Genomic DNA, 22,656 nt, shown 5'->3' with positions numbered 1-22,656 from the left:
TCGAAAAAGCCTTAACGCCCCTCCTACACGTGTACCCGTGGACGTGTACCTCGGTGTAGACCTCTCGGCTTCGAGGCGCAGAAAGTCGGCTTACGCTCTGCTCTACGAAGACCTTTCGTGTAAGGCGGGCTTCTTCTCCGGGGATGACGAACTCGTAGCTCTGGCGGAGGAGTACTCTCCCAGGGTGGTAGGCATAGATGCTCCTCTCTCCTTCCCGAAGGGTGGGCGCCTCCGGGGGTGCGACAAGGCCCTGTTAAGGCTGGGGGTAAAGGTCTTCTCTCCGGTTTTCTCCGGGATGCTCGAGCTGACGTCGAGGGGTATCAAGCTGAAGGAGGCTCTCGAGGAGAGGGGCTTCGAAGTAATCGAGGTATACCCCGGGGGGAGCCAGGACCTACTAGGGATTCCCAGGAAGTCCAGGAACAAGAAGGGCTTGCTGGAGGGCCTTAGAAGCCTCGGGGTTAAGTTCGAGGAGACTTTACAGGGAGACATTCTCGACGCTATTACTGCGGCTTTCACGTCGTACGCCTACGCCGTCGGCGAGTACATACTCGTGTCCTCCGAGGACTGCCGGCTCATCCTCCCTAGCCCCACCCTGCGCCCCAGCCGACGCGCTTAGGCTTTTCTAAATGCTTCTCCCGTACTCGAAGGTCCACTCGTCCATGTTCTCCGCGAAGTCTCTGAGGACGTTCAGTGAGTATTCCCTCGGCAAAACCTGGAAGAGCTTCACGATGTGCTTGCAGAGTCTCTTTGTTTCGAGGGATTTCCTCCAGTCTTCGCAGTCGTGGACGATCCTCCTGCCGCCGGGGTCAACCCCCACGAAGTACTGTTTAACTGTGCCCCTTAGAACTCCTCCCTGAAGCGTATACTTCACCTCTGAGTCGCTTATCCCGGTAGCCCTCTCGAAGCGCCTCTCGCCGGCAAGCAGTCTAAGCGCCTTGTCGAGATCACCGGAGGAGAGTGCCTCCTGGAGCTCCCTCTCGTATTTCCGTGGCGCCGACGCGAAGTACTTCTCCATCTCTTCGAGCTTCTCCCGTTGCCTCTTGTTCGCAATACCCAGCAACACGACCATTTGGAGAGCATTATGCGGGGCGAAGCCGCGGAAGTGGTTATTGAAGTAGCCCAGTAGCATTTTGACCTCTCCAATGACCTCTGAGATCTTCGAAGCCCAGCCTTTCAACTCTTCCAGCGAGTAGTGGTAGTAGTACCAGGGTCTTTCCCCCCTTCCGTGCCACCTGAAGTACCCGAAGTCCGCCGTTATCCTGACGACGGGCGGGAGTAGCGGCTCGTCGACAACGGTGTACGCGATATTCCTGTCGGCAAGCCTCTTGAAGATGTCTTCCGAGAGCCAGCTCTCATCCCTAAACTCCACGGCGAAGCGAACGTTGCTGGGAAGCATGTCCAGGAACTCGTTGAACCAGGGTATTTCCCGCCGGCTTCTCGGAGGCATCTGTATCAGCACTGCCCCGAGCTTCCCGGCAGCCCTAAGGGGCTCTATGGACTTAAGGAAGAAGTCGAGTTCCTTCTCGACGAGCCTCGGGTTGAGGAGCCTCTTGTGGGTTATTCCCTGGTACATCTTCAGCGAGAATACGAAGCCCTCCGGAGCCGCCTCCGCAAGTCCCTTGTAGAACTTCTCGCCGAGCAAGCTGTAGAAAGAGGAGTTTATCTCGACGGTGTTAAAGAACCTCGCATAGTATGTGAACATTCCCCTTTCGCTCTCATAAAACACGTCGAGCCAGTCGTCGTAATCCCATCCAGACGTCCCTATGTATATCCTTGGGAACAGCAAACCAGCCCCCACTAAAAGAAGACGCTCAGACCCTCGCTTTAACTTTTCAGCCCGGTCAACGTCGATGGGTCTTCAAGCATCCCCTGGCTTTCACGAGGGGCTATGCGCAACGCTAATTAAGCTCTATGCGCGGAGATTAACCGAAGAGAGGGCTCGTGGCGGGAATGGCGTTCAGGCTGTCGCGAGAAAGAGAAGAGGGGCCTGTTGAATACAAGTCTAGGTTATCTGGCGACGATGAGAGGTGTGAACGTCTAGCTACTCAGATGAAGTACAGGCTCTTCGAGGGTGGAGGAGAGGCTATCTACGTGCTTGGAGTTGGAGACGACGGTACGCCGGTGGGGCTGGACCCCGAGGGAGAGAGGGAGACCCTTGACACGCTGCGGCGGGTGGCGGAGAGCATCGGGGCTGCTACGCGTGTTCTGGAGCGCGCAGAGTTCCAGGGAAGAAGCGTTTTGAGGGTACTCGTGAGGGTTAGCCGCGAGGAGTCGCCACCCGTACAGGTAACGATCGCGGTTATGGGTAACGTGGACGCTGGGAAGAGCACCACCGTTGGTACTCTCTGCACAGGCGAGCTGGACGATGGGAGAGGTAGGGGCATGAGGAGGGTTGCCAGGTACTCTCACGAGATAATCACCGGGAGAACATCCTCTGTCGTCGTAAGGCTTCTCGGCTTCGACATGGAGGGCAAGCCTGTGAACTGGAACCTGCCGAACCCCCTCGACGAGGCCCAGATATACTTGGCGTCGAAGAAGATCGTGTACTTCGTGGACGTCGGGGGGCACGAGAGGTATCTGAGGACCGCCCTTAGAGGGGTCATGTCCCGCCTACCCGACTACGTCATGCTCGTCGTAGCCGCGAACTCCGGGCTACAGGTGATGGGCAGAGAGCACCTCGGAGTAAGCCTTGCGCTCAGGATCCCGGTGTTCGCGGTTGTAACTAAGGTGGACCTCGTGGACAAGAGCGTCCTGGAGGCGACGCTAATAGACACTGTGGAGACTCTTCGAAGGGTTGACAGGAAACCCGTCCTCGTGAAGTCTCTCAGCGAAGTGTACAGGATTGTTGAGCTTATGCCGAGCGGGCGCGTAGTGCCGGTTTTCCTCGTCTCGAACACCACCGGGGAGGGCTTAGAGTTGCTGACAGAGTTCCTGAACTTGCTCCCGCCCAGGAAGAGGTGGGCCGAGAACGTAGACAAGCCTCTGCTCGCCTACGTGAGCGAGACATACGACGTTAAGGGCGTAGGGCCGGTAGTCGCGGTGTCTATCGAGCGTGGAGTGATCCGCGAGGGAGAGGATGTCTACCTGGGGCCGTTGCGCGACGCCAGCTGGAGGAGGGTGCGCGTGAAGTCAATCCACATAAACAGGGTTGTCGCATCCTCTGCTCGCGCGGGGGAAGAAGCTACGCTCGCGCTCGCGGGGGTAGACTTCGACGAGCTCGAGAAAGGCCTGGTCGTGTCCAGTAAGCCTCTAGAGGCAGTCTGGGAGGTTGCAGCCCACATAGTGGTTCTGAGGCACCCCACAACTATACGTACAGGCTATCAAACGGTTCTCCACGCGCACTCCATCAGGAGCCCCGTAAAGTTCACCTATATGAGCCGCGAGCCCATGAGGACAGGCGACTCCGGAAGCGTGAGACTGAGGTTCCTGAACCACCCCTGGTACATAGAGCCGGGTACAAGGATAATATTGAGGGATTCGAGAACGAGGGCCATCGGAACGGTGACGAGTGCATACCACTCCTAGACTTCCGCGACAAAAATTACCAACAAGCTTTCGACGCGCTCATTGGGAGTTCTCAGCGGCACGCGGTAACGCTTTTTAACCGTGTCGGCATAACCCTTACTCGGTGAGACGCATTGGGCATAGACATCCCCCCAGGTAAGAACCCTCCGGAAGACATCTACGTTGTCATCGAAATCCCCATGGGTAGCAACGTGAAGTACGAGATTGATAAAGAGTCGGGGATGGTATTCGTGGACAGAGTTCTCTTTACGAGCATGGTCTTCCCGTTCAACTACGGCTTTATCCCCGGGACCCTCGAGGAAGACGGAGACCCTGTGGACGTAGTCCTGCTAAGCCACGACCCATTCGTACCGGGTAGCGTCGTCAGGGCGAGGCCCGTAGCCCTGCTGGAAATGGAGGACGAGAACGGCCCCGACAGCAAGGTTGTCGCAGTGCCCCACGAGAAGATAGACAACAGGTTCTCCGGGGTCAAGGACGTCGACGACATAGACGACGCGGTGAAGGACAGGATAAAGCACTTCTTCGAGCACTACAAGGAGCTCGAGAAAGGTAAATGGGTCAAAGTCAAGGAGTGGAAGGGTAGGTTCGCCGCCGAAGAGTCTATCAGGAGGGCTGTCGAGAGGTTCAAGTCTAAGTCGCACGCGTAACGCCTATAACGCCGTTTAACCTATTTTTCTCGGTGCGCATGTATTGAAGCACGTAGTATTCATGTTCGAGGTTCACCAGCCCTACAGGCTCAGCAGGAACATCCGAGGCACCCTCTCAGAGCTTACGGCGAGGAAAGGGAAGATAACCGCCGAGGACCTGGAAAGGGTTTACTTCGACGACGAGCTTAACAGAAGGATATTCGAGAGAGTCTCCAAGAGGTGCTACTTACCGGCGAACAACGTCATAAGAGATATGGTGGAGTTCTTCAAGGACTCGGGTAAACCGTTCAAGGTGTCATACAGCCTATCGGGAGTACTGTTGGAACAGGCGGAGAAATGGTACCCGGAGGTTATAGAGAGCTTTAGGTCCCTCGCTAAGACTGGCATGGTCGAGTTCCTCGATCAAACGTACTACCACAGCCTGGCCTTTCTCTTCGCTGAGGAGGAGCTTCTGGAGCAGGTAAGGGAGCATAGGGAGGCTTTGCGGAAACACTTGGGCGTCGAGCCCACCGCTGTGGAGAACACCGAGTTCACGTACAACAACTACCTCGCGTGCCTCTTCGACAAGCTGGGCTACAAGGTAATCCTAACCGAGGGTGTTGAGAGGGTTCTCGGGTGGAGGAGCCCCAACTACCTCTACAAGGCTAAAGGGTGCAACATACGCGTGCTGATGAGGAACTACCGCCTCTCCGACGACATAGGTTTCCGCTTCGGGGCTCGATGGTGGAGCGAGTACCCCCTCACGGCGGACAAGTACTCGGCGTGGCTCTCCGCGACCCCGGGCGAGGTCATCCTGGTAGCCATCGACTACGAAACCTTCGGCGAGCACTTCCCGGCGGAGACGGGGATCTTCGAGTTCCTCAGGTGGCTTCCAGGAGAGATTCTAAAGTGGGGGAACCTCGTGACGTCCACGCCGAGCGAGGTTGCCGAGAGGCTAACCCCCAGGGACGAGGTGGACGTACCGGTGGAGTCGACTATCTCCTGGGCGGATCTTGAGAGGGACCTCTCAGCGTGGATCGGGAACTTCATGCAGAACAACGCTTTTACGAGGATGAAGGACCTTTGGTTGCAAATAAAGGCTGTCCGGGACCGCGGACTCGAGAGGCTGTGGAAACTGCTGTCGATAAGCGATCACTACTACTACATGTCCACCAAGGGTGGAGGACCCGGGGACGTGCATTCCTACTTCAGCCCCTACGGGAGCCCCTTTGAAGCCTACATGTTCTTCTCGGAGGCTCTCGGGGACCTCGAGACCAGGACCCTACTGAGGCTTGAGAGCGACGAGACCGCGCGGTTAAGGTATGCCTGGATGAAGGATGTCCCACGCGAGAAAGTCTTCGCTTTCTACAGGGCGCCGGGGCAGCCGCTGGGCAGGTACGCTTGGAACATGTTCTCGTTTATAAACGCCCTCAGAGAGGTCCCGCTGGAGAGCGTCCTGTTCCACCAGGAGAGAGGCGACTTTGCGAGCTGGGTCGAGTACATAGTGGGGGACCACGAACTCGCGGAAAGACTTAGGCGCGTCGGGACGGGAGGATCGGAGGAGGTTCGCTCCAGGATCTTAGAGGTAATCGAGCGGAGAAGGGCTGAGATCTTTGGCTGAGTACATAAGGCTGGCGAAGCTACTCAGGGAGCTCGAGAGCCTAGCACCCGAGTGCAGAGCCTTCTTTAGGGTTTTATCGCTATTCCTGGAAAACCCGGACGAAGCCTTCACGAAGTACAGGGTCGAGAAGGAGACGGCGCTCAGCCACGTTGCAAGGGTGCTGGAGAGGATGGTTTCAATGGGTGTATTGGAGATCGTAGACGAAAACCCAAGGCTTTACAGGTTAAACAAGCAGAGCCCGTTTCTTCAGCACCTGCTAGAGCCTCTCGTAAAGGCTTAACACACTGAGGACTCTCGCCGTCCTCAAACCGGACAGTATAATCGATAAACCGCTGAGTACCGAGAAGACTACGAAGAATGGGGAGAGATCCCAGGGGAGGTTTACCGGTAGGTCCAGGAGGAACAGCGAGAGGAAGAAAAGGGATGCCAGCCTCATGTTCCTGTCACCTCTAGGCGATGCCAGGAAGGCTACAGCCAGCAGGGCGTCTAGTGCGGCCTGAAGGTAGGGGGGCACCGGGATGAGCCCGGCGAGGACGCCCTTAAGGGTTATAGACAGGGCTCCTAGCAGGACAAGGGCTCTCCCGACGAGGCCTACAAGGGTTGCGATGTTGCCGGCGGACGGCACGGTCCAGGACGCTAGTAGCGACGCGGAGAGAAGCGTGAGCCCTGCTCCGATAAGTATCGGGTGGGGCGACTCTAGGTAAGCTCCAGCTCTGAACGAAACGTACGAGTAGTATACCCCGGCGAGCCCTAGGAACGAGAGCACAGCGGGGTACATTTCCTTGGCAACCTCGAAGACTACCACCTCAAAATGCTCGATGGTGAGTATCGAGGCGCTTCCCGTGACTACCAGCAACAGCCCTGTGGCTTCCTCGGCGCGCCTTACCAGGAAGCCGGCGCCCCCTCTGAACCGTAGAGCTCCCCCCAGCGCTCCTATTGCCAGGAAAGGTAGCCCGGTACCGGCTCCGTAGACCACCATGTAGAGTACTGGTTGGAGGCTGTCGGTAAAGGAGCCTAGCAGGGCCTGGGAGAGGGCGGCTATCATGACTGCGGCGGCGCACGGGGCGGCTGCGAGGCTGAACATGAAGCCGAACATGAAGGAGCCGAGGTACCCTGAGACCTTCCTTGAGGGCGTAGCGGAGGGTATGTACGAGAATACTTCACGTAGCGGTGTGAGGAGGGCGACTCCGATTGATATGAGGATCAGTCCTAGGGCTGTGCTGATCAGTTGTTGTGGGAGAAGCGCAAAAATGTACCTCACGACACCCCCTCCCAGCCCTATGAGAATGCCGTACACGACGAAGCTGAGCACGACACCCGTGGCGAAGAGTAGGCTTGCAAGCCACCTCTTGGCTTTTTGCCTGCTGATTACCGCCAGAAACACGGGAACCACGGGTAAGTAGCACGGGGTGAAGGCTGTTTGAAGTCCCAGTACGAAGAGTAGCGCAAGCTTTAATGTGTCAACCACCAGGCTACCCCCTGGCTCTCCTCTGCCTCTTAGAGTAGGAAACCACCGTTAAACTCAAGAGGAAGAGCCCGGTTGCAATATACGTGAAGCCTAGTCCTTGTTCCCCCCTAACTTCGAGCACGAGAACTCTGTCCAGCCTGATGTCGCCTGCCACCACGTGTATGGGTAGGTTGTAGAACCCCTCGCTAGCGTTCGAGGGGATAAGTATCGATATGTCTACGCTTGCGGTGGAGTTAGGCGGTAAAGCCAGTGTGGAGGGATGCACCGTTACTTCGAATCCGCCGCTCGGAGCCTCCACTTGAACCATAACGTTATTCAATGGGGTGTTCCCAGCGTTCACCAGCCCTAGCTTGTACGTAGTCGTCATTCCTGGAGCGCCGGTAACCTGGAAGATTATGTTGGAAATTACGATCTTCCTTGTGCCGGTCACTCTTACCAGGAAGCTTTGCTCCGCAGTACTCGTAGTGCCGTTCGCGCGTAGGGATACGAGGTATATCCCGGAGGGCGTGGAGGGGTCAACTTCTACTATCAAGGCTAAGGCTTTCTCTTCTCCGGGCACCAGGTAGAGTGAGGCCACGGGCTCGCCCGATACGGAGGTGTACGCCCTGAGCAGTGGAGAGCTCGTCTGAACCCTTAGCAACGCGACTGTAGGCATGTTGCCTTCGTTCTTCAAGGCTACCCTGAAGGTAACGGTTGAACCCGAGGTCACGTTAATGCTCGTCGCGCCTGGGCTTATCTTGAGGAGGTCGTAGGCGCTTTCTACTATGACGTCGAGGTTCACGATGCTTTGAAGAGGTCCGGACCTCGCCACTACCCTTAAGCTGTACGTAGAAATCCTCGCCGTGGGCGGCACGTATATCACTAGTTGAAGCCTGCGCTTCTCCCCCGGCCTCACCGTTACAGACTGCACAGTCAAGCCGTTCTCGTCGACCAAGGAGGCTATGAAGTTGCTCGGCGCAAACACCGAGAGGGTTACGGTAGCCTCGTAGCTGAACGGCGTAGACACGTTTATGGGTATCGACAGTTGCCCTCCAGGAAAGCTTTTCACCGATGTGGTAGGTAGCTCTAAGAGCCTCCACTCGCGTTGCCTAACCGTAAACGTGAAGTCAACGTGTCCCGAGAGGTTAAACCAAGTAAAGGAAACTCTCACGCTCTCCTTTTCGCTGGCGTTTAGAGGCACTTCTACCACGAACACCAGGCTCCTGTTGCTACCTGCTTCTATGTAGAAATCGGAGGCTACTAGGTTGTTTGGTCCCACGAAGTAGGCTCTCCAGCCCTGGGGGACCTCGATGGAGAAGCTTACGAGAACAGGGTCGAGACACTTGTTGAACACTTTTACCGGTATTCTGACGGTATCTCCCTGAGAAGTATAAACAGACGTTACATCGGGTACTACGGTTACTCCTTTCTTCAGAACCAGTACGCCGAGGCTCCCCCCTTTCTCAGGGGTTACCTCGAGGGTCATGTAGATGGGCGCGTAGCCCTTCTTGTATACCAGAAACGTGTAGCTTCCCACTGGTACGTAGAGGTTGAAGCTACCGTCAGGCGAGGTTCTGGTGAATGTAACTATGGAGTTCCCCTTGTACACCGTTATCTCCGCAAGCCCTACCGGCGCCCCGCTCTCGTCGACCACCTTCCCAAAGAAGAATACATTCGACTGCGGATACGAAGGAATAGATGCGGCTAGCACGAAGGCTAGGGATACGAGCGCGACCAGGGCTAACTTTCTCCTAGACATGAACACCAAAGTATATCTGAGGGTCTAGGTACTTATTAGTTATGTGAACTCCCATGGAGCTCTACGTGGGTAGCTCTGGCTGGGTCTACGACTGGAACCCCGACGGGCTCGCGTGGTATGCGTCGCAGAGCGGATTTAACGCTGTAGAACTCAACATGAGCTTCTACAGCTTCCCGAAGAGAACAACCGTTGAGAAGTGGGCTGAAGAGTCCGAAGGCCTTAGGTGGTCTATAAAGGTTCACAGAAGCATCACGCACGTAAGGCGTCTAAACGAGAAGTCCCACGCCACCTGGAGCAAGTTCAGGGAGTTGTTTGAGCCCATAGAAGACAGGATAGACTTCTACCTCTTCCAGTTGCCACCCAGCATGGCGTTCACTCCTGAGGCTGCGAGCAGGGTAGCGGCCTACGCTAGCCTAGCTGAGAAGATAGCCGTGGAGCCTAGGCATAAGTCGTGGTTCAGAAAGGAGGTCTACGAGTTCTTCGAGGAGAAGGGCGTGTTCTTCGTGACGCCCGATTCGCCCCTCTTTGAAGGGTTACCTCCGGACGGGGTTGTATGCATACGCGGAGTTGTCTACGTGAGGATGCATGGGAGGCTCGCATGGTACAACTACGGCTACTTGGACGAGGAGCTACGCGAGGTGGCGGAGAAGATAATCTCGGCCAACCCTCAGCGTGCCTACGTGTTTTTCAACAATGACCACGATATGCTGGGGGACGGTTTAAGGCTGAAAGAAATCCTTCTGGAGAGGGGTGTTTCCTTCCCTAAACCCTTCTAAGGCCTATGACTACCTTGAAGTCTCCTATCTCCCACTCTCTCCTGTAGTCCCCGGCGACCCCCTCCGCGCTTTCGGCCAGTGCAAGGTTCCTGCATCTCGCCTCGCTCTTCAGGAAGCCGGAGTACTCTTCGACGTACTTTCTCATGTCTGCAGGCACCCATATCGATACGTCTATCTCGGCGTTGACGGGCAGGGAGAGCTCCTTTCTCATGTACTGGATTCTCCTGAGGAGGTCCCGCGCAAAGCCCTCCGCAAGCTCCCTCTCGCTAGCCCTCAGATCCAGGACCACGAACCCGTGGCTGAACGAGTCACCAAAGAACCCCTCAAGCCACTCCTCGCTTACCTGTACCATCTCGGAGGTAACCCTGTACCTCTTCCCGTTGACCTCTACCTCCGCGGAGCCGTTGCGAAGCAGTTCTTCGATGAAGGCCTGGTCGCTCATCGATGAAATCTTCTCTGCGACCAAGCCTGCCTCCGACTTGAAGACCGGCCCCAAGGCTCTGTACACGGGAGTAAGCTTGTACCTCCGGTAGTCCCTTACCCTAGAGCTTTCCAGCACCTTGACCTCCTTGACGTTTACCTGCGAGGAGATAATGTGCCTCAGCTTTTCGACCGCGTTCTTAGCGTCGGGCGAATCCGTCAACACGTAGAGCGCGGGTAGAGGTTGCCTTATCTTAACCCCTTTCCTCATCCTCAGCGAGAGCGCTACCTCGACGATCTCCCTGGCAACGCTCATCTCGGACTCTACCTTTTCGTCGATGAACCTCTCCAGACCCGAGGGCCAGGAGTACATGTGGATAGACTCCGGGAGCCCCTCGCCGTAGAAAGCGTCGCGGTATATCTTCTCGGTCGTGAACGGCAGTATGGGTGATGCGAGCACCAGCAGGTTGAGGAGTACGTGGTAGAGAGTCACGTAGGCCAGCTTCTTCTCCTCCACGTCTTCTTCGAGCCACACCCTGGGCCTAACGAGCCTAACGTACCAGTGGCTCAAGTCTTCCACGACGAAGTTCCTGATGTCCCGGGCAGCCTTGTGGACGTTTAATTCCTTAAAGCTTGACGTAACGGTGGACGCAAGTTTCCCGAGCCTCGACAGTATCCACCTGTCCTCCGGCTTCAAGCGGTCGAGGTAGTCCTCCAGTCGGTGTAAGGCCGGGTCGAACCCGTCCAGGCTCATGTACATGGTCGCGAAGTAGTACACGTTCCAGAGTATGTTGAGGTCCGAGTATGTTTCCTCGAGCCCCCTCCAAGAGAACCTCAGATCCTCCCACACAGTGTTCTTAAGCACGAACCACCTGAAGACATCCCTAGACCCGTACTCGTACTCGAGGACCTGCCGCGGCTCGACGTAGTTCCCGAGCGATTTATGCATCTCCCTTCCCTGCTCGTCCAGGGCGAAGCCGTGCATTAGGACCCGGAGGTAGGGGCTCCTATCGAAAGCTATAAGCCCGCATCGCAGGAGGGAGAAGAACCACCCGGCGATCTGGTCGTGCCCCTCTATTATGAGGTCTACCGGCATGAGCTCTCTGAACTTCTCCTCGTTCTTCGGGTAGCCAAGGGACGCGTAGAACGCGACCCCCGAGTCGAGCCACACGTCGAGTACGTCGGGCACCCTGCGCATTTCGCCTCCACACTTCGGGCACTTCAAAACAACCTGGTCCACCCACGGTCTATGGAGATCTCTTAGTTCGAGCTTCCTCCCGGCGAAACGCTCCAGTTCGTCCTTAGAGCCAACGACCACCCTGTGACCGCAGCTACCACACACCCATATGGGCGCCGGGGTGCCCCAGTACCTCTGCCTACTTATTATCCAGTCCCGCAGCCCCTCGAGCCAGTTCCTAAACCTCGAATACCCAGCCCACTTGGGAACCCAGTCTACGTTGCCTGCCTCCTCTAGGAATCTCTCCTTCAGTTGCGTAACCCTTATGTACCACTGCCGGGTAGCCCTGAGGACGAGGGGTGTCTTACACCTCCAGCAAACCGGGTACCTGTGCTTTATCCTCCCCTCGTGAAAGAGGAAGCCTTTACTCCTGAGGTCATCTACTATGAGCTTGTTAGCATCGCGGTGGTAGATCCCGGCGTATTTCCCGGCCTCCCTCTCCATAAAGCCCTTGTCGTCTACAAGGGAGAAGACGGGTAAACCGTACTGCACGCCGACCTTGTAGTCTTCCTCGCCGTGCCCCGTCGCCATGTGTACGAGCCCTGTACCCTCCGCGGCGGAGACGTACTCTTTGGACAGAACCACCCTATGAGCGTCCTTAAGCTTTCTCTGTACGTCCACCTCTTCTTCCAGAGGGTGAACGTAGCGTAGCCCTTCGAGCTCTCTACCCATAACCTTCCCTGTCACTCTGTAGCTCTCTATGCCGGCCTCCTTCATTACGGCCTCCACTCTCTCTGTGGCTACGAGGACCTCTTCGCCGCCCACGTCGACCCAGGAGTACTCGAGGTCGGGGTTTACCATCACAGCTACGTTCGCGGGGAGAGTCCAAGGCGTAGTCGTCCAGATCAAGAGGTGTTTCTTCGGGTTGTCCTTCAGGGGGAACTTAACGTAGATAGAGGGATCTTCGAGATCCCTGTACTCGGTAACCTCGTAGTCGGCAAGCGTAGTCTCGCACCTAGGGCACCAGTGCACAACCTTCAACCCGTAGTCCAGCAACCCCTTCTCCTCGGCTTTCTTCACGAGCCACCACGCGCTCTCTATGTATTCATCCGTCATGGTAAGGTACGGCTTATCCCAGTCCATCGATACTCCGAAGTCCTTGAAGCTACGGCTAAGCCCCTCCACGTTCTGCAAGGCAAAGCTCTTGCACTCTTCTACGAACTTCTCAACTCCGAACTCTTCGATATCCTTCTTGCTCTTGAACCCGAGTTTTCGCTCGATTTGAACCTCTATGGGAAGCCCGTGGCAGTCGTACCCAGGCTGGTCGTGTACGCTATACCCGCTTGCCCTATGGAACCTTATAATAGCGTCCTTGAGGATTTTGTTCCAAAGCGTGCCTACGTGGGGAATGCTGCTCGAGGGGTAGGGCGGCCCGTCGAGGAAGTAGTACTTCCTCTTAGAGTTCTTGAGGCTCTCTCTTACCTTGTCGTACACCTTTGCACTATCCCAGAACTTCAGCACCTCTTCCTCGTATTTTTTAGGCTCGAACCTCTGCTCTAAGCTTCGCACCTTAACCATACAGACACCCCCTACAACGATTACTCAAAACCTTTTCGCAACTAGGGTAGATACCTAAAAACAGGTGCTTAGCTCGGGCTAAGCAATTTGGCGGGTCAACACCACCCCCACCTCCGTAGATAACGCCATTTTATAAAGCTTTGCGGGCGTTTTTCCTGGAACCTCGATTTCCATATGTAAGCACGCACTCCGCGAAAATTTTATATTCATTAACAGGGTTTATGAGTGGCGAGAAGCATGGCAAAATTAAAGGTCACGATAGATAGGGACCAGTGCATATCCGACATGGCCTGCGTAAGCCTCTGCCCCGAAGTTTTCGAGATGAACGAGGAGGACGGGAAGAGCTCCATCGTTGCTAAGTACCGCGTTGGGAACAACCTCGGGGAAGGGCTAGTACCGGGAGAGCTCGAGGACTGCGTGAAGAGCGCCGCAGAGGCTTGCCCCGTCTCGATTATACACGTAGAGAAAGTAGAATAGACGCTAGCGAAAAGTTTCTTTTTTTATACGGGCGCGTGCTCCGCGATTCTGAGTTCGCGCTCAACGACGGCGTTAACAACGTAGGTTACGATGAATATTACTGCTAGAAGCGCTATCATCGCTATCAGGAACCTGGAGTTACCGGTGCTCGAGGAACTCGGTGTACTGGTAGAGTTGCTCGGCGGGGTCTTTGCGTTACTGGGGGTCCAGTCCTCTACGTCCCTGAACCCCCACTCCCTGAACAGAGGAGCGAGGTTGGTGCCTGCGGCTTGGCTTAAGACGTTCACAATCTCCCTGGTTGTCGTAATGTGTCTTCCTTGAAGAGTCGCGAAGACGCGTTTAACAAAGTTCTCTCCGCCGTACTTCGTTGCGAGCGTGTGCACAACGTAGTAGCTCGCCAGGTAAGCTTCCCCCTCTTTTACAGCGTCGCTCGGCCAGTTCTCTATAAAGCCTATCTTCCCACCGGTGTAGTTGTAGTAGGATGCCGCCGACTCGTTGAGCTCGCTTTCGTATTCCGAAATGTTGACGCCCAGTTTCTTCGCTACGAGTATTGAGACGTACTGCGCCATGCCTTCATGGAACCACCTCGTATTATCGTTTGCTTCCACCCCGGCTGCGCCTAGGTACACGTGTACAAGCTCGTGTATGACCGTGGTTTCGAGGTAGCCCGGCGCGTACCTGATTAATGCTAGGTTCAGGTTCACGGGTCCTTTGCCTCCCGCGTTTACATCCTCGCCCATAACGAAACCTAGGGCACTTATCCCGCCCATACTCCTCTCGGGGAGGTAGAAGACGAACGTAACATTGGAAGGCCGAAGCCCCGCGATAAGGCTTAGCTCGGCGATCGCGGAGGTGGCCACGTCTCTGACCTTTAGAGCTATAGACCTGTAGTAGACCGGGAATTTAACGGTGATGGTCGAGCCCCCAGAAGAGTATAGGATTGTGTCTACAGGCGTAGAACTCTGAAGATCGTACTCTACTACCACCCTGTTGCCGATGTACTGCTCTACTAGGGGGGAGAGGACGTAAACCCTGTAGTTCCCACTAACGCCCACGGAGCTGGGGCTTTCGTACGTAATTCTCTTCACGAGCGGCAGTTTCACGTAGACAACGACTTCCGGCTCGGAGCTCCAGAGAAGCGGGGACATGAACCAGCCACGCGAGCCGGACATTAGCACAGCGTAGGGAAAGTTGTAGCAAAGCGCTAGGGAGGAGCCTTTTTCGGCGAAGTATATCGTCGAGTTAAAGTAGAAGTAAGCACCAGAAGTAGAGTTCACAACTCTGTACCCAGAAGCAGACCCCCCGCACGCGTAGACTTTCTCGAAGCGCGGCAACGCGAGCTGCACGAAGCCCTTGTCTCCGGGCGACACGACGATCTTCACGGAGGCGTTCCCGTTTTCGAAGACGTCTATGTAAACCGTCAGGTTGCCCTTACCCGGCTGGGCGTAGGCTAAGCTGGCTACACCTAGTACAGCCACAACGACTAGGGCTAACAGCGCGCCGGGAAACTTCTCCTTTAACATGAAGATCCTCTAGAGTTCAAAGCCGGGCACAGTGGTAATTATGTTTTCGCATCCTGTGCATAAAGATATATTCCGTCCCAACACCTTCTTCATATGCGCGTTAGTTGCGAGAAGGCTCTGTTCGCATCCGATACGCACTGCAGGAGGGGGAGAAAGTGCCGAGCACTAGAGATCCTGGCTTCTATCGCTGAGAGGGAGGGAGCAGAGTGCTTATTTGTGGCTGGCGACCTCTTCGATAATTTTCACTTTAAAGCTTCTAGGCGCCTTTTAATAGAAGAGTTCTCGAAGATCATCGACGTTGAACGCTTGCCGGCAGTCTTTGCCGCTTCCCTCAGCAGTAGCTCACACGACCCGCTACTAGACTCTCCCTTAGAGGAAATAATTGATGGCAAAAGGTTGCTCTTCTCGAACGGAGCCGTAGAGGTGCAAGTAGGAGGTCGCCAGTTTATTGTCATTCACGGAGATAGACTCGTGGGGAGCGGTGTCCTTGCCTTTCTGCTGAACTTTGTAGCAGAAAGGCTCGGGAGGAAACTCTACCTGGAGGAAGCTCACCGCCGTGTGCTGGGGTTAGGCGATGAATGGCTTGTAATGGGGCACACCCATATACCCGGCATCGACCGCGAAAAAAGGCTCGTCAACCTCGGCTCGTGGAAGACGAGCTGGAAGGGAGGGCTCCCGTACTGGCGCAAAGCTAAGCCCACTGTGTTGCTCGTCGACGATAACGGTTTAAGGCTTGAAGAGGTTAGCATTACGTGATGTTCAGGCACCCGCTTTCGAAAAAAGTGTACCACATAAAGGCGTCTCCCGAGCAGGTATCCCCGAAGATCCTCGTATGCGGGGACCCCGGACGCGTAGAAGCAGCATCCTCGTTACTAGACGGTGCAACAGTTGTTAATAGGCATAGAGGCTACCTCGTCGTAACCGGGGAGTACAGAGGCGAGAGAGTCACTCTGGCTACCCACGGGATCGGCGCACCGTCGGCCGCCATCGTATTTGAGGAGCTTGCCATGCTGGGAGCTAAAGTCATGATCCGGGCAGGGACGTGCGGCGGTCTCACACCCATCGCCGAATCCGGGAAGATAGCTTTGATCGAGGCGGCGGCCTACGAGAATAGCGGCACGCTCTATCAGTACTTCGGAGGGGTGTCCATGCCGGCTTATGCAACGCCGGAGGTAGTCTTAACGCTGGAGAGCGTCCTGAGGGAGAAGGGGCTGAGCTTCGTTAGGGGAATCGCTCTTTCGCACGATGCTTTCCACAAGGTTGAAGAGAACGCCCGGAGATGGGCCAGCTTGGGGGTGGACTTCCTGGAGATGGAGTCAGCCACGCTGTTCGCTCTGGGCAGGCTGAGGGGGGTGAAGGTTGGAGCCATGGCTCTCGTCGTGGACAACCTGCTCAGTGGTAGCGAGCTCGTAGAGGGGAGGGAGGAGTTAGAGTTGAAAATGGTCGAGGCGGGGCTAGAGGCTCTCAGAAGGATGAAGGTATGAGCTTCCACGCGCGTAGCTCGGCGGGCGGCGACCCGTGGGAGTATCTGCGCAGAAAGGCGTTGGAGCAGTTCGAAAGGCACCTTGAAGAGGGGCGTGTAGACGAAGACATAGTCGACTTGCTAAGGCTTGTGAACAACACCAAGAACTGTTACACGACGTCTAGTTGTAGCGGGCGTATACAGGTATCTTGCGGCGAGCACCCGGGCGCTAAGGGAAGGCTCGTCGTCGTGGCAAAGTGGCACAGGACAGTATCCCTGCAGGAACTGGTAAGCGTTCTCGACTCGCTGCAAGAAGAATCCGTTTGGCTGTCCGTACACCCGCCCATATTCCACGTCGTCGCGAGGGATCTTTCGGTTGCTAGGAAGCTCCTCGCGGGGGCCAGGAACTCTGGCTTCAAGCATTCGGGGATTCAGGGGCTAGGCAGGAGGGTGGTGGTCGAGATAATGTCCATGGAGCGTCTGGAGGTCCCGATACGCGTCCAGGGGGTAGAGGTCGTGAGGCGGGAAAGCCTACCCATACTCCTTGAAACAGCTAACGAGTTCCTCTTGAGGGGAAAAAGCAGGCTGGGAGTCCTGAGGAAGGTGTTCACTGAAGCCTGTGACTAGGGACAAACCTGCAGACGTCGCAGAGGTGGCTCACCCTTTTCTCCAGCAACCATATCTCCTCGGAATCTCCCTTAAGGTAGAGTATCTCCAGGCAGCAACCGTCACCCGTGTGGAAGTGGCTCCTGCTGACTACCAGCGACTTGCTCTCCTCGATAGCCTCTGCTACTTCCTGCCCCCTTGCCGGGTCGTAGCTTATAATCATCACTCCTTCGCAGCTGTGGGGCTTAGCGTAGTGGAACTTCTCCAGCAGGTATTCGCGCGCCGCCATGTTGACTATGTGGGATCTGTCCGTGTTGAAAGCCTTCGCCACTCTTTCAAGCTCCTCGAAGACGTCGCCGTCCAGCGAGACGCCGACCCTCCTCTTGTCCCTCAACGAGCCTCACCCCTCAGGAGAACGGCTAGGTAGAGTCCCAGCATCACGAAGCCGTACATAGCTGAAGGCGCGACGTTCGCGTATATCGAGGTAAATAGCCCTAGTAGCCCGGATACCGTGGAGACTAGTAGGCTGTAGCCCAGGAACTCCTTAGCGCTCTTAGCCAGCTGTACCGATACCGTCGCCGGTAGGAGCAAGACTACATGCTCCAGGACAAACCCCACAACTTTCAGCAAGCTAATGCTAACCAGCGTCAAGACGAAGACCACCAAGTAGTCGTGCAGGTTAACGTTTATTCCGAGCAACTGGGAGAAGTCCCTGTCGAGCCCGATAACGACCTCCTTCATGTATATGAGTAGTGTGCTCAGAGTTGCCACCGCCGTGACCACGACCGTTACCGCCACGTCTTCCCAAGTTACGAGTAGGGGGTCTCCGAGTATGTAGGACCATAGGCTGACCTCTGAAGGGAACTTCGTGAGGATATAATACATCGCGGCGACGCTGGCGGACACAGAGAAGCTTACGAACGCGGAGGTAGCGCTATCCTCGCTGACACCCCTATGTATAAGCACTACTAGCAGGAAGGAAAGCGCGACGCTGATAGGTATAGCCCACAGGGTCGGCGAGTAACCGAGGAGGAAGCTGAGCAGGTAGCCTAGAGACACGGCTAGTAGCGACGAGTGTGGAAGGGTAGCCGCGAAGAAGTTTAGGCGCCTGGCGTGTATCACCGGGCTCAGCACGCTGAACGAGACAGAGCTTCCAAGAATCACTATAAGCCATCTCGGGTCAATATACATGGCGCTCACCCCCTCAGCTGATTACGTGTAGACACTTCTCAATGAGCAACACGTTGCTCCCGTAGGCTTTTCTCAGCAGGTCCAGCTTGAACACGTCGCCCGGAGAGCCCACAGCTCTCACACCCCTGTTAAACACAACTATCGTCTTGCTCTTGTTCAGGGTTAGTACAGGGTCGTGCGTCGTCATTACGACGAGTTTTCTCTTCGAGATCTTCTCTATCTCTCCGAGGATGTACTCCCTACCGCTGGGATCTATACCGGAGAGGGGCTCGTCGAGGAGCAGGATGTCGGCGCCTGTGGCTAGAGCTCTTGCGAGAAGCACTCTTTGTAGCTGACCACCGCTCATTTCGCTCAGCTTTTTATCAGCAATGCCGGCGGCGCCTACAGCTTCAAGTGCCTCCATGGTTTTCGCCTCGCACTCTCTACCCTTGCACCTACCCCTGGTTCTGAGCACAAAGTTCACGAGTTCGTGGGCCGTTAACGGGAGGTCTCTGCGGATAGCTGAGAGCTGAGGTACCAGGGATGCGTACTTTCCGGCTTTAACAGGGTTACCCGTTACGTCTTCTCCGTTTATCACGACGCTTCCGCTGGACGGTTTGAGCAAACCTAGGACTACCTTGAAGAGCGTAGTTTTACCGGAACCGTTAGGTCCAAGTATCGTTACGAGCCCCGGACCGCTCAGGAAGAGGTTTTCGTTATTGAGTATGGGTTCTCCGTCGCTGTACGCAAAGCTTACGCCTCTCAGCTCTACTGTTTGCGCGTGCATAGTGTCTCGCCACACTAAATCTCTGTGTGCACACTCCTATAAAAACTTTCCTTGAAATCACTGGCTTGTGCACGATTCAACGGGAGAATATGTAGTTGTATGCACAGAAAGCTTATTATCCAAGCGGAGGTATACCGTTATGTGCACATAAAGAAAGGTGGGGAGGTGACGGCATGAGTAGGAGGAGCTTAGCGTTAGTGGCCGTTGTGGTTCTAGTAGCCCTGGGCATAGGCTACCTTCTTCTCTCGCCTGGTCTCTCTCCCCAGGCGCCGCGAGCCGGGGGCCTAAAGATCGTAGTAACGTTTTACTCGCTTAAGGGAGACATAGAGTACCTGTTGTGTCAGGGCGACGAAGTAATACCCGTCACACCACAGGGCGTAGACCCCCACGAGTACCAGCTTACTCCTAGCGACGTCGCGAGGATACGGGAAGGCTCGCTGATTGTGTCCACCGCGCACGCTCCTTTCGAGCAGAAGATAAAACAGCTGGTCGAAACAGGAGAGCTGAAATCCAGGTTAATCGAAATCCCGCGGATTCCTGGGATAAAGCTACTCGTAAACCCCTCTACAGGCACGCTCAACTACCACTGGCCAATCTACGACCCCAACAACTACATCGCTTACATCAACTACACAGCCCACGTAATGGCATCTCTCAGGCCTGAGTGCGCGTCGACGTACCTCTCCAAGGCCTCGGGCTTAATAGCCAATATCACCTCTATCGAGAGGAGCGCTCCCAGGCTAAACCTAGTCGCCGTGGGTAGCTCTCCGGTGGTGCAGTACTCTGTGGAGTGGATGGGCATCAATGTCTCATACCTCTTGATAAAAGAAGCAGACCTCCCAGCAACACCGCAGGACATAGCTACCATTGAGGATGCCATGGCACGAGGAGCGATCAACGTGGTAGTAATAAGCAAGGGGCTCGAGACCACCAGCGCCGGAAAAACACTCGTAGATTTAGCGTCTAAGTACGGCAAGCCGGTTCTCTACGTTCCAAGCCCCATAAGCTCCGAGAGTACATACGAGAAAATACTGGTCGTCGTTAAAGAGGTCGAAAAAGTTCTCCAAAAAGGTTAGAGAGAATTCTCTTTTTTTCCTATCCTTTCTCATTCTTCCGATGTAACCTCGTACGTCAGCCTGCAACGCGCGACCTTAATAAGCGGGCACCGCAGAATAAACTTTGGAATGACGACCGCTGGAACTGCTGAAACGTGCTGAGGGCTAGGACAACCGACCGCTACCGTTCTCTCGCGCGCGAAGATTAATAAGTCTGGGTGCTGTGGAATCGCCTGTTCGAATATGGCAGAGGAACAAGGCTTCGGTGTGCTCTGGTATACCGAGTGGCTTAGTTCGCTGGAGGCTCATGTTCACGGGATAAAGAGGATAATATACGACGGAAGGACGAAGTACCAAAGAGTAACGCTCGCGGAGACAGGGTCCTTCGGGCTCACATTATTCCTCGACGGTTACGCGCAGAGCTCGGAGTACGACGAGTTCGTCTACCACGAATCCCTCGTGCACCCGGCTATGCTGACGCATCCCCACCCGGAGAAAGTCCTAGTAATAGGTGGAGGGGAAGGGGCTACCCTCAGGGAGGTTCTCAAGCACCCGTCGGTTAAGAGGGCCGTAATGGTGGACATCGACGAAGAGCTAGTCGAGATCGTTAAGAGGTATATGTGGAAGTGGCACCGGTCCAGCTTCGATGACCCGAGGGTTGAGTTACTATTCATGGACGGCAAGAAGTTTGTGGAAGAAACGAGCGAGCGGTTCGACGTTATAATACTGGATCTTACAGACCCTGTTAGCGGCACTCCCGGGGTGCACCTCTACACGAAGGAGTTCTACGAAACGATATACGATAAGCTTACGCCTCAGGGCGTCATGGTTACACAGGCCACCTCGACGAGGTACAACGTTAAAGCTTTCTCCGTTATCAATAACACGGTTGCTAGCGTTTTTCCGGTCGCTAGGCCGTACAAGGTCTTCGTCGCAACGTTTTACAGCGAGTGGGGCTTTGCGCTCGGCTCCAAGGGTAGAGACCCCTTGAAGATCGACAAGGAGGAGATAAGCAGGAGGCTTCAAAGCTTAGACCTCAGGTACCTCGACCTGGAGACCTTCTACTACCTCTTCCACATACCCAAGTACATAAGGGAGGAGATGCAGAAGTACACGCAGATCTCCACGAGGGATAACCCCCTCCAAATAGAGATCTAGCCTGGATGTATACGCGCCAGTACTCTCCAAGCGTTAATCCTTGTACGCTCCCCTTTTTCTCCGCCTTCTTGAGCCTGCACAATACGCCGCTCAGCGTCGGGCGCCGGATCCTCGCTTAAGAGGTTCTCGTAAAACGCCGGGTCCTCCAAGAGGCGGGTTGTGTAGGATGCATCGCGGAAACGAGCATCTTCAAGTACCCGTACTATGAGGTACTTATTGTGTTTGACACCGGATATTCTCAGCTCGTTTAAAGCCCTTAGGAGGCGCGTCCTGGCCTCCTCCCTGTCCTGACCCCAGGAGACCACTTTCATTAGCAGGGGGTCGTAGAACGGGGGAACCTCGAACCCCTCGTAGACTCCCGAATCTACACGCACCCATGGCCCCGCGGGTTCCCGAAGGTAGGTGATCCTTCCTGGGGAGGGTATGAAGCCCGAAGAGGGATCTTCGGCGTACACCCTAGCCTCTATCGCGTGCCCCCTAAGCTGCACTTCGCCTTGTCTAAACGGTATCTCGCCTCCCTCGGCGACCGTCAGCTGTAGCTTGACGATGTCTAGCCCCGTTACGAGCTCCGTGACGGGGTGCTCGACTTGAATGCGCGAGTTTACCTCTAGGAAGTAGAAGTTTCTGCTCTCAACGTCGAAGAGGAACTCAAAGGTACCGGCATTCTCGTACCCGCACGCCTCAGCCGCCTTCACCGCGGCGCTCAGCAGCTTCTCTCTCTCCTCCTGGGTCAGCGAGGGAGAGGGAGCTTCTTCCACCACTTTCTGGTATCTCCTCTGGACGCTACACTCCCTTTCGAACAGGTGTACCACCCTTCCCCGCTTATCGCCCAGGATCTGCACCTCTATGTGCTTCGCCCTTGGGAAGTACTTCTCGACGTACACCTCTGTCCTCGCGAACGCCGAGCCTGCTAGTTGCCTAGCTTTCTCCAGGTTTTTCTCCAGGTCTTCGGGTGTGTGGGCGACGAACATCCCAATCCCTCCCCCGCCGCCCGCAGGCTTAACGATAACCGGGAAGCCTATCTCCTCCGCAATGCTCAGAGCGCTATTGAAGTCTACGGCTTCGAAGGCCCCGGGCACGACCGGTATGCCTTTACTCGAGAAGAACTTCCTGGCCCCGAGCTTGTCCCCGACGAGCTTCATTGTCTCCGGTTTCGGCCCGACCCATATAAGTCCCTCCTCTATCACCATGCGGGCGAAGGAGGGGTTCTGCGAGAGGAAACCGTAACCCGGGTGAACCGCGTCTGCACCGGCGCTTACCGCTATCTTAACTATCCTCTCCGCGTTTAAGTAGCTCTTCGCGGGCTCGGGTGGGCCGAGGTAGTAGCTCTCGTCCGCGAGAAGCCTGTGCAGAGACAATTTGTCCGCATCGCTGTAAACAGCCACGGTCTTTATGCCTAGATCCCTCGCTGTCCTGAAGATCCTGACGGCTATCTCACCTCTATTGGCTACCAGGAGCTTTCTTATCTCGCCCATACCTCTTTAAGAGG

21 protein-coding genes are annotated in these 22,656 nt (G+C 55.6%); 12 read left to right on the top strand and 9 right to left on the bottom strand.

Features of this window, described 5'->3' with window-relative positions; translation table 11 throughout:
* Positions 1 to 37: 37 nt before the first annotated feature.
* Positions 38 to 616 (top strand): DUF429 domain-containing protein, encoded by a 579-nt coding sequence (locus tag TPEN_RS00690; RefSeq protein ID WP_011751814.1) that lies wholly within the window; start codon positions 38 to 40, stop codon positions 614 to 616.
* 6 nt (positions 617 to 622) lie between these two features.
* Here the strand turns inward: TPEN_RS00690 and TPEN_RS00685 are convergent, their stop codons facing one another.
* Positions 623 to 1,798: a DUF72 domain-containing protein gene (locus TPEN_RS00685; RefSeq protein WP_148677859.1), complete on the bottom strand. Its 1,176-nt coding sequence runs from the start codon at positions 1,796 to 1,798 to the stop codon at positions 623 to 625.
* 152 nt (positions 1,799 to 1,950) lie between these two features.
* Here TPEN_RS00685 and TPEN_RS00680 point away from each other — a divergent pair, with 152 nt between their 5' ends.
* The 4 genes from TPEN_RS00680 (at position 1,951) to TPEN_RS00665 (ending at position 6,052) form a co-directional block, all read left to right on the top strand.
* Complete coding sequence (locus tag TPEN_RS00680) at positions 1,951 to 3,525, top strand: GTP-binding protein (protein ID WP_011751812.1); 1,575 nt, start codon at positions 1,951 to 1,953, stop codon at positions 3,523 to 3,525.
* Between the two features lie 113 nt (positions 3,526 to 3,638).
* Positions 3,639 to 4,172, top strand: a complete 534-nt coding sequence (gene ppa / locus TPEN_RS00675) for an inorganic diphosphatase (RefSeq protein WP_011751811.1) — start codon at positions 3,639 to 3,641, stop codon at positions 4,170 to 4,172.
* Positions 4,173 to 4,215: 43 nt separating this feature from the next.
* On the top strand, positions 4,216 to 5,772 hold the full coding sequence (locus TPEN_RS00670) for a glycoside hydrolase family 57 protein (protein WP_011751810.1): 1,557 nt from the start codon (positions 4,216 to 4,218) through the stop codon (positions 5,770 to 5,772).
* Positions 5,765 to 6,052, top strand: coding sequence for a hypothetical protein (locus tag TPEN_RS00665; RefSeq protein WP_011751809.1), 288 nt, complete (start codon positions 5,765 to 5,767; stop codon positions 6,050 to 6,052). Before TPEN_RS00670 ends, TPEN_RS00665 begins: the two co-directional genes overlap by 8 nt.
* On the opposite strand, the gene TPEN_RS00660 is transcribed toward TPEN_RS00665, so the two are convergent.
* Positions 6,029 to 7,240, bottom strand: coding sequence for a cytochrome c biogenesis CcdA family protein (locus tag TPEN_RS00660; protein ID WP_011751808.1), 1,212 nt, complete (start codon positions 7,238 to 7,240; stop codon positions 6,029 to 6,031). The genes TPEN_RS00665 and TPEN_RS00660 overlap by 24 nt on opposite strands.
* A 4-nt stretch (positions 7,241 to 7,244) precedes the next feature.
* Positions 7,245 to 8,978, bottom strand: a complete 1,734-nt coding sequence (locus tag TPEN_RS00655) for an NEW3 domain-containing protein (protein ID WP_011751807.1) — start codon at positions 8,976 to 8,978, stop codon at positions 7,245 to 7,247.
* A 53-nt stretch (positions 8,979 to 9,031) separates the two neighbouring features.
* Between TPEN_RS00655 and TPEN_RS00650 the strand changes: the two genes are divergently transcribed.
* Entirely contained in the window at positions 9,032 to 9,754 is a 723-nt protein-coding gene (locus TPEN_RS00650) for a DUF72 domain-containing protein (RefSeq protein WP_011751806.1), read from the top strand.
* Here TPEN_RS00650 and ileS read toward each other — a convergent pair.
* Positions 9,741 to 12,929 carry an isoleucine--tRNA ligase gene (gene ileS / locus TPEN_RS00645; protein WP_011751805.1) on the bottom strand — a complete coding sequence of 1,063 codons (3,189 nt, stop codon included), beginning with the start codon at positions 12,927 to 12,929 and terminating at the stop codon, positions 9,741 to 9,743. The genes TPEN_RS00650 and ileS overlap by 14 nt on opposite strands.
* Positions 12,930 to 13,166: 237 nt before the next feature.
* On the opposite strand from ileS, the gene TPEN_RS00640 reads away from it, so the two are divergent.
* Positions 13,167 to 13,406, top strand: a complete 240-nt coding sequence (locus TPEN_RS00640) for a ferredoxin (protein WP_052884977.1) — start codon at positions 13,167 to 13,169, stop codon at positions 13,404 to 13,406.
* A gap of 23 nt (positions 13,407 to 13,429) precedes the next feature.
* Here TPEN_RS00640 and TPEN_RS00635 read toward each other — a convergent pair whose 3' ends face one another.
* Complete coding sequence (locus TPEN_RS00635; protein WP_011751803.1) at positions 13,430 to 14,929, bottom strand: gluzincin family metallopeptidase; 1,500 nt, start codon at positions 14,927 to 14,929, stop codon at positions 13,430 to 13,432.
* Between the two features lie 93 nt (positions 14,930 to 15,022).
* Between TPEN_RS00635 and TPEN_RS00630 the strand changes: the two genes are divergently transcribed.
* From TPEN_RS00630 to TPEN_RS00620, 3 genes are read left to right on the top strand one after another with little or no spacing between them, the layout of a single operon-like run.
* On the top strand, positions 15,023 to 15,685 hold the full coding sequence (locus TPEN_RS00630; protein ID WP_011751802.1) for a metallophosphoesterase family protein: 663 nt from the start codon (positions 15,023 to 15,025) through the stop codon (positions 15,683 to 15,685).
* Positions 15,685 to 16,413 (top strand): purine-nucleoside phosphorylase, encoded by a 729-nt coding sequence (locus TPEN_RS00625; protein ID WP_011751801.1) that lies wholly within the window; start codon positions 15,685 to 15,687, stop codon positions 16,411 to 16,413. Before TPEN_RS00630 ends, TPEN_RS00625 begins: the two co-directional genes overlap by 1 nt.
* A complete protein-coding gene (locus TPEN_RS00620) occupies positions 16,410 to 17,018 on the top strand; it encodes a tRNA(Phe) 7-((3-amino-3-carboxypropyl)-4-demethylwyosine(37)-N(4))-methyltransferase (RefSeq protein WP_011751800.1) in 609 nt (202 codons plus the stop codon). The genes TPEN_RS00625 and TPEN_RS00620 overlap by 4 nt, the downstream gene beginning before the upstream one ends.
* Here TPEN_RS00620 and TPEN_RS00615 read toward each other — a convergent pair.
* From TPEN_RS00615 to TPEN_RS00605, 3 genes are read right to left on the bottom strand one after another with little or no spacing between them, the layout of a single operon-like run.
* Positions 16,999 to 17,391: a CopG family ribbon-helix-helix protein gene (locus TPEN_RS00615; protein ID WP_011751799.1), complete on the bottom strand. Its 393-nt coding sequence runs from the start codon at positions 17,389 to 17,391 to the stop codon at positions 16,999 to 17,001. The two genes, TPEN_RS00620 and TPEN_RS00615, sit on opposite strands and share 20 nt — an antisense overlap.
* The gene (locus TPEN_RS00610; RefSeq protein WP_011751798.1) at positions 17,388 to 18,188 is read right to left on the bottom strand and encodes a metal ABC transporter permease; all 801 of its coding nucleotides are present in this window, start codon (positions 18,186 to 18,188) and stop codon (positions 17,388 to 17,390) included. Before TPEN_RS00610 ends, TPEN_RS00615 begins: the two co-directional genes overlap by 4 nt.
* A 13-nt stretch (positions 18,189 to 18,201) precedes the next feature.
* The gene (locus TPEN_RS00605) at positions 18,202 to 18,969 is read right to left on the bottom strand and encodes a metal ABC transporter ATP-binding protein (protein ID WP_052884975.1); all 768 of its coding nucleotides are present in this window, start codon (positions 18,967 to 18,969) and stop codon (positions 18,202 to 18,204) included.
* Positions 18,970 to 19,127: 158 nt separating this feature from the next.
* Between TPEN_RS00605 and TPEN_RS00600 the strand changes: the two genes are divergently transcribed.
* Together TPEN_RS00600 and speE are read left to right on the top strand one after the other, a co-directional pair.
* Positions 19,128 to 20,030, top strand: coding sequence for a metal ABC transporter substrate-binding protein (locus TPEN_RS00600; protein WP_011751796.1), 903 nt, complete (start codon positions 19,128 to 19,130; stop codon positions 20,028 to 20,030).
* Positions 20,031 to 20,252: 222 nt separating this feature from the next.
* Entirely contained in the window at positions 20,253 to 21,167 is a 915-nt protein-coding gene (speE, locus tag TPEN_RS00595) for a polyamine aminopropyltransferase (protein ID WP_011751795.1), read from the top strand.
* On the opposite strand, the gene TPEN_RS00590 is transcribed toward speE, so the two are convergent.
* A complete protein-coding gene (locus TPEN_RS00590) occupies positions 21,164 to 22,642 on the bottom strand; it encodes an acetyl-CoA carboxylase biotin carboxylase subunit (RefSeq protein ID WP_011751794.1) in 1,479 nt (492 codons plus the stop codon). The two genes, speE and TPEN_RS00590, sit on opposite strands and share 4 nt — an antisense overlap.
* Between the last annotated feature and the right edge of the window lie 14 nt (positions 22,643 to 22,656).

This window comes from Thermofilum pendens Hrk 5 (genome assembly GCF_000015225.1).
Classification (GTDB): Archaea; Thermoproteota; Thermoprotei; order Thermofilales; family Thermofilaceae; genus Thermofilum; species Thermofilum pendens.
Note: the sequence above shows the minus strand (reverse complement) of the source record. Positions and strands in the feature narration are given on the sequence as shown.